Source organism: Rhizobium sp. Pop5 (genome assembly GCF_024721175.1).
Classification (GTDB): domain Bacteria; phylum Pseudomonadota; class Alphaproteobacteria; order Rhizobiales; family Rhizobiaceae; genus Rhizobium.
The window spans coordinates 3,245,023-3,258,681 of sequence record NZ_CP099399.1 but is presented as its reverse complement, the minus strand read 5'-3'; the positions used below and the strand labels follow the sequence as shown (position 1 = coordinate 3,258,681).

Here is a 13,659-nt window from a genome sequence, read left to right as displayed (position 1 = left end):
GTTGCATATGGCTCAGAGATTTCAGTCCCTGTCCTTCAAGGTTATTGCCACATTCATCCTGATGACCGTGCTGTCGATAGCGGTCATCGACGTGCTCGCCTATTTCGCCAGCAGCCGCATCTCCGACGAGCAGGCGCTGAAGGCCAAGGAAAGCGTGCTGATCTTCCGCGGCGACATGCTGCAGGATCAGCTGACGCAGCTTGAAAACCAGGCCAATTCCATCGCGCGCATCGAGGCGCTGCAGATGTCGATCACCAGCCTCAAGAGCGGCTGGAAAACCATCGAAAAGACTTCCGGCGATGCCCGCGCCGAGCTGAAGAAGGTTTTCATCACGAGCAATCCGAACCCGGCGGATCAGCGCGAGAAGCTGATGAAGCCGGAAGGGCCGAGCGGCTTCTATTACTCGAATCATGAAAAGACGCAGGGCGAAGTCGCCCGCGACCTCGAGGATACCGCCTTCAGCGACCTGCTGATCGCCGATCTCGACGGTACTGTCCTCTATTCCTACAAGAAGGAGGACGACTTTGCCGAGAACCTGAAAACGGACGCCTGGAAGGCGGCCGGCGCCGGCATCGCTTTCGCCAAGGCGATCGAGAATACCGCCAAGGCGACCGATGACGCCGCGCCGACAGGTTTTTCCGGCCTTCGCGTCGATGCGGCCAGCGGCAAATCGGCGATCTTCTATGCCGTGCCGATCGTCAAGCTCGGAGCGGCCAAAGGCATCATCCTCTTCAAGGTACGTGACGATATCGTCACCGCCATTCTCGCCAAGGGCATCGTCAAGGGCAACACGGCGCAGGCTGCGATCGTCTCCGCGGATGGATCCGCCATCGGTCTTGACGGAAGCGGCAAGCTTTCGACGCTCGATGCGGCACCTTTCACCTTCATCAAGGACGCGCTTGCCAGCTCGGCAATGACGGTTGCCGATTTCGACCGGGCGGATGGTGCTGCCCGCGCCTATGTCCGCGGCATCGACTATCGCGGCGATCGCTTTCTGGTGGTCGAGAGCGTGCTGCTCAGCGAGCTCAACGCAGGCTCGGTCGAGATCGCCATGTTGCTGACGATGATCGGCATCGGGGTGCTCGTTGTCATGGCGGTTGCGACCGGGCTCGTCACCAATTTCCTGTTTTCGCCGCTGGCACGCCTTGCCGGCGTCACCCGCGATGTCGCCGACGGCAAGCTCGATAGCGAGATCGGTAGCCTGAACCGCAAGGACGAGATCGGCACGATGGCAAATGCGCTCGCCCGCTTCCGGCAGTCGCTGGTCGAAGGCCGCGAACTCGAAGCGGCCAGCGAGGAGACCCGCCTGCAGGCCGAACACGATCGCCAGCGGAACCTCGCCGAGCGTGAGGCCGAGGCGAAGACGCTGCAGCAGGTGGTGGAGGCGATCGATGAGGGCCTGCATCATCTGGCAAGCGGCGATCTCGCCTATCAGATCGATACCCGCTTCCCGAATGAACTCGAAAGCCTGCGTATCAATTTCAACGAGGCGCTTGCCACACTCAGCGAAACCATGACGGCGATCGGCGGTAACTCGATGGCGGTGCGCGCCGGGTCCGAGGAGATGCGCACCGGCGCCGACGAGCTTGCCGCGCGCACCGAGCGCCAGGCCGGCTCGATCACCGAGACGGCGAATGCGATCAACGCCATCACCCAATCCGTTCGCCGACAGATCGAGCGGGCAGAACAGGCCGAGCGCATTGCCCGCGACGCCAAGAAGGAGACGACCGGCTCCGGACAGATCATGCGCGAGACCATCGCGGCGATGGAAGCAATCCAGGCCTCCTCGCGTCAGATCAACACGATCATCTCGGTCATCGACGACATTGCCTTCCAGACCAACCTTCTGGCGCTCAATGCCGGCGTCGAGGCGGCGCGCGCGGGTGAATCGGGCAAGGGTTTTGCCGTCGTCGCCATGGAAGTGCGCGAACTCGCCCAGCGCTCGTCGAGTGCCGCCAAGGAAATCTCCAGCCTGCTGCAGAAATCGACGCATGAAGTCGAAAGCGGCGTGGCGCTTGTGGAAAAAGCGGGCGTTGCGCTGACCGGTATCGGCGCCCATGTCGAGGCGATCAACGGACAGATCAACGAGATCATGGAATCGACCCGCGAGGAAGCCGGGACGCTGCGTGAGATCAATAGTGCTGTCGCCGAACTCGATGCGATGACGCAGCAAAACGCCTCGATGGTCGAGGAGACGACCGAGGCGATCCACCGGCTGGCGACGGAAGCCCTGGAAATGGACCGCCAGCTTGGCAATTTCACGCTGCCGCATGGTCATCACACGCCGAGCGCCGAGGTGCATGTGCTGCGCCGTCACCGGTAGAGCGCCGTTTCCGACAAGGCACAAGGGTCGCGTTCGCGCGACCCTTTTTGTTTGCCTTCATGGTTTGGAATGGCGGAGGCGGGAACCTACATAAGCCGCATCCTTCAACCGCCGGCAGGTTTCCCATGGTTCCCTTCTCCATACTCGACCTTTCCCCCGTTGCCGAAGGCAGCACCGTCAGCCAGTCTCTCGCGAGTTCGGCGCGGATGGCTCAGAAGGCCGAGGAATTCGGCTATAAACGTTTCTGGCTCGCCGAACATCACGGCATGCCGGGGATCGCCAGCGCCGCCACGTCAGTCGTCATCGGCCATGTCGGAGCCAAGACCAGGCGCATCCGCATCGGCTCCGGCGGCATCATGCTGCCCAATCATTCGCCGCTCGTGATCGCTGAGCAGTTCGGCACGCTGGAGGCGCTTTTCCCCGGCCGCATCGACCTCGGTCTCGGGCGCGCGCCGGGAACGGACATGCGCACGGCGCAGGCGCTGCGGCGCAACCTCGAGGCCGGCGCGAACAGTTTCCCGAACGATGTCGTGGAACTGCAGCAGTTGCTCGGCACGCCGGTCGAGAACCAGGCAATCCTCGCCGTGCCAGGCAACAATTCGCATGTCCCGATCTGGCTGCTCGGTTCCAGCCTCTACAGTGCCCAGCTTGCCGGCATGCTCGGGCTTCCCTACGCTTTCGCCTCGCATTTCGCGCCTGACATGCTGCTCGACGCCATCGCCATCTACCGCGACCGCTTTCAGCCTTCGGCGACTCTCGACAAGCCCTATGTGATGGTCGGCGTCATGGGCGCGGTGGCGACGACGGACGAGGAGGCGCGCTACCATTTCACCTCCGCCCAGCAGCAGTTCGTCAACCTGCGCCGCAACGTCCGCGGACCATTCCCGCGTCCCGTGGCCGATATGCAGGAGTTCTGGTCGCCGATGGAGAAGATGAACGTCGAACACACGTTGCGTTATGCCGTGGTGGGATCGCCGAAGACGGCGGAAGCGAAGCTGACGGAGTTTCTGCGGGAGACACAGGCCGACGAGGTGATCATCTCGATGCCGATCCACGACATCGAGACGCGGCTGAGGTCGGTGGAATTATTTGCGGGGCTGGGAAACTTCATGCGCGCCGCCGCGTAAGATTACATGCAGCATCCCGAAAGACAGAAAACCCGGCGTTACGGCCGGGTTTTCCATTGGGGAGCGTCTGAAGAAATCAGGCGGAGAGCTTCGCCAGAACCTCTTCCGAGACTTCGAAGTTGGAATAGACGTTCTGCACGTCGTCATCGTCTTCGAGAGAGTCGATCAGCTTCATCAGCGACTGGGCCTTCTCCTCGTCCACCGGCACGTTGTTCTGGGCGCGCCAGACGGCCTTGACGGTTTCGGCCTCGCCGAGGCTCGCTTCCAGGGCTTTCGACACTTCGCCGAGAGCTTCGAAGCCACAGGTGATGTAGTGGCCGTCCTCGTCGGTCTCGACGTCATCGGCGCCGGCTTCGATCGCGGCTTCCATCATTTTGTCGGCGTCACCGGCTGAAAGCTTGTAGGTGATTTCGCCGACATGGTCGAAGGAGAAGGACACGGAACCGGTTTCGCCGAGAGCGCCGCCGGCCTTGGTGAAGATCGAGCGGACGTTGGAGGCGGTGCGGTTGCGGTTATCGGTCAGGGCCTCGACGATGATCGCCGTGCCGCCGGGGCCGTAGCCTTCGTAGCGGACTTCGTCGTAGTTTTCGCCGTCGGCGCCGGCTGCCTTCTTGATGGCGCGATCGATATTGTCCTTCGGCATGGACTGGGCCTTGGCGTTCTGGATCGCCAGGCGAAGGCGGGCGTTCATCGTCGGGTCGGGCAGGCCGGCCTTGGCGGCAACGGTGATTTCGCGCGCAAGCTTGGAGAACATTTTCGACCGCACGGCATCCTGACGGCCTTTGCGGTGCATGATGTTTTTAAACTGTGAATGGCCAGCCATGGCACCCCTGTTCACGTCTCATTGTTCGGAATGGGCCGCCTTATAAGAGCGAAACGGCACCCGTTCAAGGGAAAAGCGGTGGATTTGCCGCACGATGCGCGGGCCTGCCGCCCCACTCAGTCAACCGTCAATCGCTTGCGGCTGGCGAAGAAACCATGTCCGTCCTGGCGTCGGCAACGCAGTCCCTCCGTGCCGGAGGTGCAGGAATAGGGTCCACCCTTCCAGGTATCGCCATAGTCGAGAATATGTTCCTCGCTGCAGCAGGCGGTATCGCCGAACATCTCGAAGAGAATGGCTTTGCCGCTCGCCGTCAGGATGAGGCGCATATAGAGCGGCTCTTTGCGTTCGCAGGCAAGCTCCGGACCACCGTCTTCGGGAACGTACATTTCGACGCCACCCTTTGGCGTATAGATGCAGCCGATGTTATTTGTGGGCGTCACGAAGACGACTTGGCCATTCTCGTCGGGCTTGAAGGTCTTTTCCGCTGCAAGGACTGCAGGCGCAAAGGCTGCGCAAAAAATCAAAGTCAGAATGAAATGCTTTGTTCGCATGGTGGTCCTCTCTCGGTCCCCGGCCACTATCGCATATTCTCGCACGCTGAAAAGACGCGGCCGCCTGCTGCCTCTGCGGGGAACAAAGGCGCGGGGATGACGTTTCAAGAACTCCATCCAACGGAAAGGAACGGTCATGGCAAGTCTCAGCGAGGCGCGGGAACAACCAGCACGTCAGCTTTGGGATCAGGTCAACAGCGTTCACGCCGGCATGCTCGGCGTTTCCGGGCTGGACATGCATATGCAGCCGATGGCGCCGCATGCCGATCCCACCACCAACACCATCTGGTTCTATACCAAGACCGATGCCGATATCGTGCGCGCCATCAAGCCCGGCAGCCGCGCGCATTTCTGCGTCATCGGCAAGGACCACGATTATCACGCCTGCCTTGCCGGCATGATCGACGTGCGCCCCGACCCTGCGAAGATCGAGGAATACTGGAGCTCGATAGTGGCGGCCTGGTATGACGGCGGCAAGAAGGATTCCAAGCTCACCATGCTTTCCCTGCACGTCGACGATGCCGAGATTTGGGTCTCCACAGGCAGCACGCTGAAATTCGGCTGGGAGATCGCCAAGGCCAATCTCGATGACGACAAGATGCCTGAAGTCGGCGTCAAGCGCCACCTGCAGTTCGCCTGACGCGCAAGGCTGGAAAAGCAACCATCAGAGCAAATTCCGGACGCACTGCACGGTTTTGCCGGAATAGCGATTTACCTCTTAGCGCACGCCCTTCAGCACATAGATCAGTGGCTTCTTCGGCAATGTGCGCATGGAGACGGTGATGCTGTCGTCAGGGGCATAGGCGACATCGAAATCCTTGCCGAACATGGAGAGAAAGGCCTCGACCGGCGGACCACGTCGGTGCATCGGCAGGATCAGCGACGAACGCAGCCGCTTGATGACGCGGCTCATGCTGTCGGCGCCCATGGTGAGGCCGCCGTCGACCGGCACCATGACGACATCGAGGCGCCCGATCTCCAGATAATGCGCATCCGTCAACTCGTAGTGCAGATGGCCGAGATGGCCGATGCAGAGGCCGGCAATCTCGAAAATGAAGATGGAGTTGCCGTTCTCCTGAGAGCCGCCCAGGCCGTAGCTGAAGCGGATGTCGGTCGTGACATTGCGGATATGGGCGTCGCCGACGACCAGGTCGATCTTGGCCTTCCCGCCCGGAATGTCGCTCCATCCATGGAGCACATGCTTGATGCCGGGATCGGGCGTCAGGGTGAAGTGGGTCGGATGCGCCTTGTTCATGGTCACGACATCGGGTGTCGTTGCCGGCCTGTACCAGCCGTTATAGTCCGTCGCGATGACGATCCCGGCGGGCGTGTCGATCTCGAAGGTGGAGTGGCCGAGGAAGGTGAACTTGACGTCTTCGCCCTCGAATACGGCGGGCAAGAGCGGCGGGGCGCCGGAGAAACTAGCGAAGGTAGCTCCGGAGAGATTTTGCGCGATCGCCTGACACTGGCTGACGGGCGTTCGTTGTTCATGCGCCTTGGCAGGCGCGGCGAAGGTTGCAAGGCATGCGATAGCGAGGACAAGATATCGCGGCTCCATGCCACCCCTCCGGCGCTTTCACTGAGAGCGCCGCGCGTCCGAAGGGCGCGTCAAGGACGCTCGATCACTTTGAATAGGCGGCGCAAGGATGCGGCATGAGGTCGCAGCGGTCCAGACTGGGGATGCTCACAATCGTGTGTTGATGTGCGTGGCTTACCGCCAGAATTCCGGCACCGTTTCGGCCAGGCGCGGTCCGAGCCGGAGCGGCGCGATCTTTTCGGCCAGTCCCGTCGCATCGGAAATCTCCACGCCGACGCCGCAGATCGTTGCAGGCCCGTTTGCCGCTTCCATGCGGCCCTTCGGCATCTTGGAAATGAAGCGGTTGAGGGGCTCCTCTTTGTCCATGCCGAGCGAGGAATCATAGTCGCCGCACATGCCGGCATCCGACATATAGGCGGTGCCGCCGTTTAGGATCTGTGCGTCGGCCGTCGGCACATGCGTGTGAGTGCCGACGACGAAGCTGGCGCGGCCGTCGACGAAATGGCCGAAGCACTGCTTTTCGCTGGTCGCCTCCGCGTGGAAATCGAAGATGATCGCGTCAGCCTGCTCCTTCAGCGGGCAGGCGTCGAGGATCACCTCCGCCGACTTGAAGGGATCGTCGAGTTCCGGATGCATGAACACCCGGCCCATGACGTTGGCGACGAGTACGCGCGCGCCGTTCCTGGCATAAAAAAGGCCGGAACCGCGGCCGGGCGTGCCTTGCGGATAATTGGCTGGCCGCAGGAATTGATCGTGCCGTCCGGCAAAGACGACCGCTTCCTTCTGGTCCCAGACGTGATTGCCCGTCGTTACCACATCGGCGCCGGCATTGATCGTTTCCAGAAAGATGTCCTCGGTGATGCCGAAGCCGCCGGCGGCGTTCTCGCCGTTGACGACGACGAAATCGAGCTTGAGGTCGGAGATCAGGCCGGGAAGGCGGTCCCAGACCGCCGTGCGTCCCGTCTTGCCGACCATGTCACCCAGAAAAAGCAGCCGCATTCCCTATCCAATCCAAGAGGCAAAAAAGCGAAGGCCGCTTTCTGTCAGGATGGCATCCAGGCTTATGTCGTGCGGCTCATCGGGCACATGTGCCACTTCCTGGCAGTCGAATGCAATGCCGATCAGCTTCGGATGCAGGCCTTTTTCTCTGAGCCGGCTGATGGCGCGATCGTAATAGCCGGCGCCGTAGCCGATGCGATGGCCGCGGATGTCAAAGGCCGAAAGCGGTACCAGCAAAATTTCGGGGTCGAGAATGGCCGCATCTGCTCCCGGGCCGACGGTGCCGAAGCCGGTTTCGATGAGCGGCACGCCTTCGGCCAGTTCGCGAAAGACGATCGTCTGCTTGTCGAGGATCGCCGGCACGCAGAGCCGCGCGCCGCGCGCGGCAAAGCGCGCCATTAGCGGCTTGAGATCGGCCTCCGAACGGATCGGCAGGAAACCCGAAACGGTCGTGCCCGGCGCAAAACCGACCGCTTCGCCGGCGTGATCGGCCATGGCAAGGCTTTTAGAGGCGCGTTCCGCGGCGGGAATGGCGTCGCGTGCCGACAGCCGTTCGTTGCGCAACTGCGCTTTCAATTCTCTAGCGGTCATCGGATCTGTCCATATGGGAAAGTTCGACCGAGCATAAACGGCTGGACGCCCGATGCAATGCCGGGTGCGACAGTGCCGCGCCCGTTTCACGCCTCGCCTGAGGATCGTCAGATAACGATGCTTGTCGGTATCGTCGCCGTGGCGATGGAGAAGCCCGCTATATCGGGACCGGAATTGGCCCTGGCCTGCTGGTCCTGCTGGCGCAATTCGCGCATTGCCTTTTCGAGAAGTTGCTTGAGGTCATGCACGACGCTTTTGAACTCCTCCATCGTGTCGCGATCATCGGCGGAAATGCCCGAGAATTTAGGAGTGTCCTCGGCGACGCTCTCATAGGCCTTGCGAGCCTCTGCCGCGTCGGTCGGTTCCGGGGTTCCGGCATCTCCTGTGGTATCTGTCGGTGCCGCATCGCCCCCGCTTGTCGCCGCCGTCGCCGAATCCACGGTCGTATCCGCCGGACCGGCGGTCGCCGGGCTGCCGGTCGCGACCGATGATGCGAATTCCGAGGCGGCGGTACCAACCTTGCGGGCGAGTTCGGAGGCCAGACGCGCGACCACTTCGGCAGGCATGTTGGAGCTTTTCAGCATCTCCAACTCCTGCTTTGCCTCTTCGAGCTTGCGTTGCGCCTTCGCCTTGGCTTCGTCCCCCGAATTCGCCAAGGCCTGCCGAATCTGCTGCTGCGCCTGGGTGGTGCGCTGCAGTTTCAGCACGCCCTGGTCGGCCTCGTTTCCCGTGGCCGATATCGCTGTTGCCGAAGACGCACCGCGCAAGATGATGGACGCAGATGTGGTTGCGACCTGCATGGACAATCCCCGATTTTAATCGGGCCCCCGATTGCAATTCGGGCGCATCCTGCAACGTCAGACTTGCGTGGACCTGTGTCCCAGGGATTGCGGCAGCGCAGCGGCCAGCCGCCGCATCGTCTCCTCGAACAGGGGCCTTCCGCCGGGCGCCCAGCCGAGGGCGCGGATTTTTGCCGTGCTCATGGGGTTGAGCGTCGCCTTGTCGGCAGAGGCGGGCAGCGCGTATCGGCAACCCGTCGCCTGTCGCACAGGCGAAAGTATATCGTTCGTGTCGATCGATATATCCGAGACGTTGAAGACCTCGCCGGAAATGCGGGTGCTTTCCGTTTCCAGCATCAACCGCACTGCGCGCCCGAGGTCTCGGCCGTGAACCTCCGTTCCCGCGCGGGCGGGAATCGGCCGGCCGGCGAGGTAATCGGCGATGAGGCCGTCCCATTTATTCCGCAAGAGATCGCCATAGACGCCGGTCGCCCTCAGGCTCACACCGGCAAAACCGGGCGCCGCTAGGTCGGCAAGGGCGCGTTCGGCATCGAGTTTCACGCGGCCGTAGAGCGTTTCAGGCTCGCCCAGCATCGTCTCCGTCAACTCGGTTCCCGACGGATACTCCCCGTAGGCTGCGCGGCTGGATAGGAAGACGCAACGGCGCGTGCCGGCACGTTTGGCGGCTTCGAAAAGCCGGACGGTGCCGTCGAGGTTCAGACTGTGGAAGGTCTTCGGATCGTCACCCTCGCCACCGCGATATTTGCCCGGGACATGGCTGAAGGCGGCGTGGACGAAGAAATAGGCGTCGTCGAAAATGTCGATCTGATCCTTGTCGGGATCGAGCGAAAGCGGTGCGAATTCCACCGGCCGGGAGAAGAGGCGGGGCAGCGGCGCGCGGCGCCCGCCGACGATCACCTGATATCCGGCGGCCAGCAGTTCCTCGACGACATAGCGGCCGACGAGTCCTGTTCCGCCAGATACCAAAACCTTCATGTCGTCCCTTCCGGATTGGCTAGCGCCGCGATATCGGGCACATCGTCATCCTTGTGGAAATGGTGCCACAGATCGATCAACGGTTGTAGTCGCGCGGCCTTGGGATGATCCTTTTCCCACGGTTTTTCATACTGGTAGTGCAGGATCGAAATGCTCTTCCAGTCCCAAAGCTCGGGCATGGTGAACCATACATATTGCAGCATGTTGAAATAAACCGGCAAGCCGTGCCAATCCGGGAAGAAAGCCTCGAGAAAGGTCTGATCGGTGCGCCGCCAGAAGGTGTCCGGCCTATCGAGCCTTTCGAGCATGTGCCGGAACGTGTCATCAGAAGGCGTGGCGACGAAGACGCCGGAATTCATCCGATGGAAATCGGCGAGGCTTTCATAGACATTGGGGGCGGCGGAAAATTCCGGGTAGAGGAAGAGCCGGTCGATATTCTTCAGCACCAGCGCGTCGGCGTCGATGAAGACGCAGCGCTTGTATTCGACGAGCTGCCAAAGCCTGAGCTTGCAGAAATTATCGAGCGGCGAATGGAAATCCGGCTTGCGGCCCTTGGTAAAGGGGGCGGCGGAATGGAGCTGTCCGCGGGCGTGGCGCTCGTTGAAGGCATCGGACAGCGGCAGATGCTCGACCTCGATCAAGCGGCAGGCGAGGGTTTGCAGCGGCGCGAGGGCGGCTGCATCGACGCCGCCGGTGTGGAGGATGACGATGTCGGCATTGGTTCCGGTGCGGCGCAGGGAATGGGCAAGGGCGGTCGCGCCCGTCGCGTAATCGGCATTGGTGACGAGGGTGACGTAGGCGAGGTGCGGGGTAAAGGTCATCGGCGTCGGCCCCTTCCACACACGCCCTCATTCCTGTGCTTGTCACAGGAATCCAGCCACGGCGCGTCCACGCCGTGAATGACTCTCCTGCGCCCAAAGACTTGGGCGCGCTGGATTCCTGTGACAAGCACAGGAATGAGGGGGAGATCATTGGACTGGTGGCGTTTCAATCGCAAACCATTGCTCACGACACCGACTTCAGCCGCTTGCCTTCCGGATCGTGATTGATCGTCGCGGCGATGTCCTTGGTCCAGGCCGAAACGGCCGGCACGCGCGAGCGGTCGACGCGATAGGCGAATTTCTTTGCCACGTCGACGATCTCGTCGAGCAGGGCTGCTTCCAGCGTGATGGGGGAGAGGCCGAGATCGAGGAACTTCTCGTTCCTGACGATCAGCTCGTTCTCGGCGGCTTCTTTACGCGGGTTGGGCAGCCAGGCGATCTTGGAGCCGGTCATCCTGGCAATCATCTCGGCGAGGTCGCGCACCCGGTGTGTTTCCGTCATCTGATTGAAGATCTCGACGCGGGCGCCGCGGGCAGGCGGGTTTTCCAGCGCCAGCTCGATGCAGCGCACCGAATCCTGGATGTGGATAAAGGCGCGGGTCTGGCCGCCGGTGCCATGCACGGTGAGGGGATAGCCGATCGCGGTCTGGATGAGGAAACGGTTCAGCACCGTGCCGTAGTCGCCGTCGTAATCGAACCGGTTGATGAGCTGCGCGTGGCGGCGGGTCTGCTCGGTGTGCGTGCCCCAGACGATGCCTTGGTGCAGATCGGTGATCCTCAGGCCATCGTTCTTTGCGTAGAACTGGAAGAGAAGCTGATCCAGGCACTTGGTCATGTGGTAGATCGAGCCCGGATTGGAGGGATAGAGGATCTCCTGGCTGACGGTCTCGCCGCCCGCGGTTTCGATGCCGACGGGCAGATAACCTTCGGGAATGGCGGCGCCGACCGTCGAGTAGCCATAGACGCCCATGGTGCCGAGATGGATGAGGTGGGTGTCGAGATTGAGCTCGGTCAGCGCGTTCAGGAGATTATGCGTGGCGCTGACATTGTTGTTGACCGTGTAGTTCTTGTGGCGGTCGCTCTTCATCGAATAGGGCGCGGCGCGCTGTTCGGCGAAATGGATGACGGCATCGGGGCGGTTTTCGGCAAGCCACTTCTTCAGGAGCTCATAATCCTTGGCGAGATCGATCAGATTGAAGTGGATGCGGCGCCCCGTTTCGGCATGCCAGATACGGGTGCGCTCCTGGATCGAATCCATCGGCGTCAGTGACTGAACGCCAAGTTCGGTATCGATCCAACGGCGGGAGAGATTGTCGAGGATATGGATGTCGTGACCGGCATCGGAAAGATGGAGCGAAGTGGGCCAACCAATGAAACCGTCGCCGCCCATAACCGCAATCTTCATCGCATCGTCTCCTGATCGGTCGCTTATTATCGGGAATAGTTAGGAATTATGACAATCATTCAATGCCCGCGGGCCAGGCATTCAATGCTTGCCTGCCGCGAAGCGTTGCGCCAAAGAGGGCACCTGAGTTTGGAGCAAATTATGACGGAACGCCCTTTTTCCATTTCAGGAGAGCTGACGGAGGCCGGTCACAGCCTCGTCCAGCGGGTCTATTATGAAGATACGGATTTCTCGGGCCTGGTTTATCACGCCCGCTACCTCCACTTCCTCGAGCGCGGCCGCACCGACTATCTGCGCTGTCTCGGGGTGGAGCAGCGTGAGCTCGTCAGCGCCGACGAGGAGGGCCTCGTCTTCGTCGTCCACCGCATGGAAATCGACTTCAAGAGCCCGGCGCGCATGGACGACGTGTTGACGATCCTAACGCATACCGAAAAGGCCGGTGGCGCCAAGATGGTGCTCAACCAGCAGATACGTTCGGGCGAGACGCTGCTGATATCAGCCAAGGTGATCATCGCCGTCATCAACGCCAAGGGGCGGCCGAGGCGGCTGCCGGAAACGCTGGCGGAAAAATTCCTGGAAGGCAGCAAACCGCTTTAATTCGAATCGCCTGAAATTCGCAGTTCCGCGTTTGTAAAAACATGAGCTTTATGTGAAGGAATTTCCGCGTCGCAGAATAGGCGCTCCGGCAGCCGGACTTTGGCCCGGTCAAGTAATTCATGGAACAAAATCTTCCGAACGCAGGCTTGCTGTCACAGTGCGGCACTAACGATCTATTAACCATAATAGTGTCTTACTAGGAAAGTCAGAGTTTGTGCGGTGCACGCCTTCCTTTGACCAAATTTGACGGCAAGAAGGCGAAAGATGAGCTTGGAAGCTTGACCAGGGCTTTGGGCAGCGGCCGCCAGACACTTCTTGCGAGATCACTTTGTGCCGCCCGGTCCTGCGCCGGGCGTTTGGATTCGGGGATTTTGGATCAATGGAACAAGTAGGATTGGCAGCAGCCACGACGGACGTCAGCCTCTGGTCGCTATTCATGCAGGCCGGCATCGTCGTCAAGCTCGTCATGCTCGGGCTCATCGCGGCCTCGGTCTGGACGTGGGCGATCGTCATCGACAAATATCTGGCCTATGGCCGTGCACGGCGCCAGTTCGACAAGTTCGAACAGGTGTTCTGGTCGGGCCAGTCGCTGGAAGAACTCTACCGCTCGCTGTCGGAACGCAACAATACGGGTCTGGCGTCGATTTTCGTCGCGGCCATGCGCGAATGGAAGAAATCCTTCGAACGCGGCGCCCGCTCGCCGATCGGCCTGCAGATGCGTATCGACCGCGCCATGGACGTGACGCTCGCCCGTGAAACCGAATATCTCGGCGCCCGTCTCGGCTCGCTTGCGACCATCGGTTCGGCCGGCCCGTTCATCGGTCTCTTCGGCACCGTCGTCGGCATCATGACCTCGTTCCAGGCGATCGCCGGTTCGAAGTCGACCAACCTTGCGGTCGTGGCCCCCGGTATCGCCGAAGCGCTTCTTGCCACCGCCATCGGTCTCGTCGCCGCTATCCCGGCGGTTATCGCCTACAACAAGTTCTCCGCTGACGCCGGCAAGCTCTCGGCGCGCATGGAAGGTTTTGCGGATGAATTCTCCGCCATTCTTTCGCGCCAGATCGATGAGAAGCTGCAGCCGCGTCAAGCTGCGCAGTAACCAACGGAGTA

General features: G+C 61.3%; 14 protein-coding genes. 5 read left to right on the top strand and 9 right to left on the bottom strand.

Features of this window, described 5'->3' with window-relative positions:
* Nucleotides 1-7: 7 nt before the first annotated feature.
* On the top strand, nt 8-2,323 hold the full coding sequence (locus NE852_RS18300) for a methyl-accepting chemotaxis protein (protein WP_258155907.1): 2,316 nt from the start codon (nt 8-10) through the stop codon (nt 2,321-2,323).
* A gap of 125 nt (nt 2,324-2,448) precedes the next feature.
* Nucleotides 2,449-3,450, top strand: a complete 1,002-nt coding sequence (locus NE852_RS18295) for an LLM class flavin-dependent oxidoreductase (protein WP_008536660.1) — start codon at nt 2,449-2,451, stop codon at nt 3,448-3,450.
* A 76-nt stretch (nt 3,451-3,526) separates the two neighbouring features.
* Here NE852_RS18295 and NE852_RS18290 read toward each other — a convergent pair whose 3' ends face one another.
* Both NE852_RS18290 and NE852_RS18285 read right to left on the bottom strand, forming a co-directional pair.
* Nucleotides 3,527-4,273: a YebC/PmpR family DNA-binding transcriptional regulator gene (locus NE852_RS18290; protein ID WP_258155906.1), complete on the bottom strand. Its 747-nt coding sequence runs from the start codon at nt 4,271-4,273 to the stop codon at nt 3,527-3,529.
* Nucleotides 4,274-4,389: 116 nt separating this feature from the next.
* Entirely contained in the window at nt 4,390-4,824 is a 435-nt protein-coding gene (locus NE852_RS18285; protein WP_008536256.1) for a DUF6636 domain-containing protein, read from the bottom strand.
* 136 nt (nt 4,825-4,960) lie between these two features.
* Here NE852_RS18285 and NE852_RS18280 point away from each other — a divergent pair, with 136 nt between their 5' ends.
* The gene (locus NE852_RS18280; RefSeq protein ID WP_008536257.1) at nt 4,961-5,464 is read left to right on the top strand and encodes a pyridoxamine 5'-phosphate oxidase family protein; all 504 of its coding nucleotides are present in this window, start codon (nt 4,961-4,963) and stop codon (nt 5,462-5,464) included.
* A 78-nt stretch (nt 5,465-5,542) separates the two neighbouring features.
* Here NE852_RS18280 and NE852_RS18275 read toward each other — a convergent pair whose 3' ends face one another.
* The 7 genes from NE852_RS18275 to NE852_RS18245 form a co-directional block, all read right to left on the bottom strand.
* Nucleotides 5,543-6,382, bottom strand: coding sequence for an MBL fold metallo-hydrolase (locus NE852_RS18275; RefSeq protein ID WP_008536259.1), 840 nt, complete (start codon nt 6,380-6,382; stop codon nt 5,543-5,545).
* Nucleotides 6,383-6,535: 153 nt separating this feature from the next.
* Nucleotides 6,536-7,360, bottom strand: a complete 825-nt coding sequence (locus NE852_RS18270; RefSeq protein ID WP_008536261.1) for a YmdB family metallophosphoesterase — start codon at nt 7,358-7,360, stop codon at nt 6,536-6,538.
* Between the two features lie 3 nt (nt 7,361-7,363).
* Entirely contained in the window at nt 7,364-7,951 is a 588-nt protein-coding gene (locus tag NE852_RS18265) for a 5-formyltetrahydrofolate cyclo-ligase (protein ID WP_037175499.1), read from the bottom strand.
* 107 nt (nt 7,952-8,058) lie between these two features.
* Complete coding sequence (locus tag NE852_RS18260; protein ID WP_008536265.1) at nt 8,059-8,751, bottom strand: hypothetical protein; 693 nt, start codon at nt 8,749-8,751, stop codon at nt 8,059-8,061.
* Nucleotides 8,752-8,808: 57 nt separating this feature from the next.
* Entirely contained in the window at nt 8,809-9,726 is a 918-nt protein-coding gene (locus tag NE852_RS18255) for an NAD(P)-dependent oxidoreductase (protein ID WP_008536267.1), read from the bottom strand.
* The gene (locus NE852_RS18250) at nt 9,723-10,547 is read right to left on the bottom strand and encodes a glycosyltransferase (protein WP_008536269.1); all 825 of its coding nucleotides are present in this window, start codon (nt 10,545-10,547) and stop codon (nt 9,723-9,725) included. Before NE852_RS18250 ends, NE852_RS18255 begins: the two co-directional genes overlap by 4 nt.
* 184 nt (nt 10,548-10,731) lie before the next feature.
* Nucleotides 10,732-11,952, bottom strand: a complete 1,221-nt coding sequence (locus NE852_RS18245) for an NAD-dependent epimerase/dehydratase family protein (RefSeq protein WP_008536270.1) — start codon at nt 11,950-11,952, stop codon at nt 10,732-10,734.
* A gap of 141 nt (nt 11,953-12,093) precedes the next feature.
* Between NE852_RS18245 and ybgC the strand changes: the two genes are divergently transcribed.
* Both ybgC and tolQ read left to right on the top strand, forming a co-directional pair.
* The gene (gene ybgC / locus NE852_RS18240) at nt 12,094-12,549 is read left to right on the top strand and encodes a tol-pal system-associated acyl-CoA thioesterase (protein WP_008536273.1); all 456 of its coding nucleotides are present in this window, start codon (nt 12,094-12,096) and stop codon (nt 12,547-12,549) included.
* A 379-nt stretch (nt 12,550-12,928) separates the two neighbouring features.
* The gene (tolQ, locus tag NE852_RS18235) at nt 12,929-13,648 is read left to right on the top strand and encodes a protein TolQ (RefSeq protein ID WP_008536276.1); all 720 of its coding nucleotides are present in this window, start codon (nt 12,929-12,931) and stop codon (nt 13,646-13,648) included.
* The last annotated feature ends 11 nt before the right edge of the window (nt 13,649-13,659 follow it).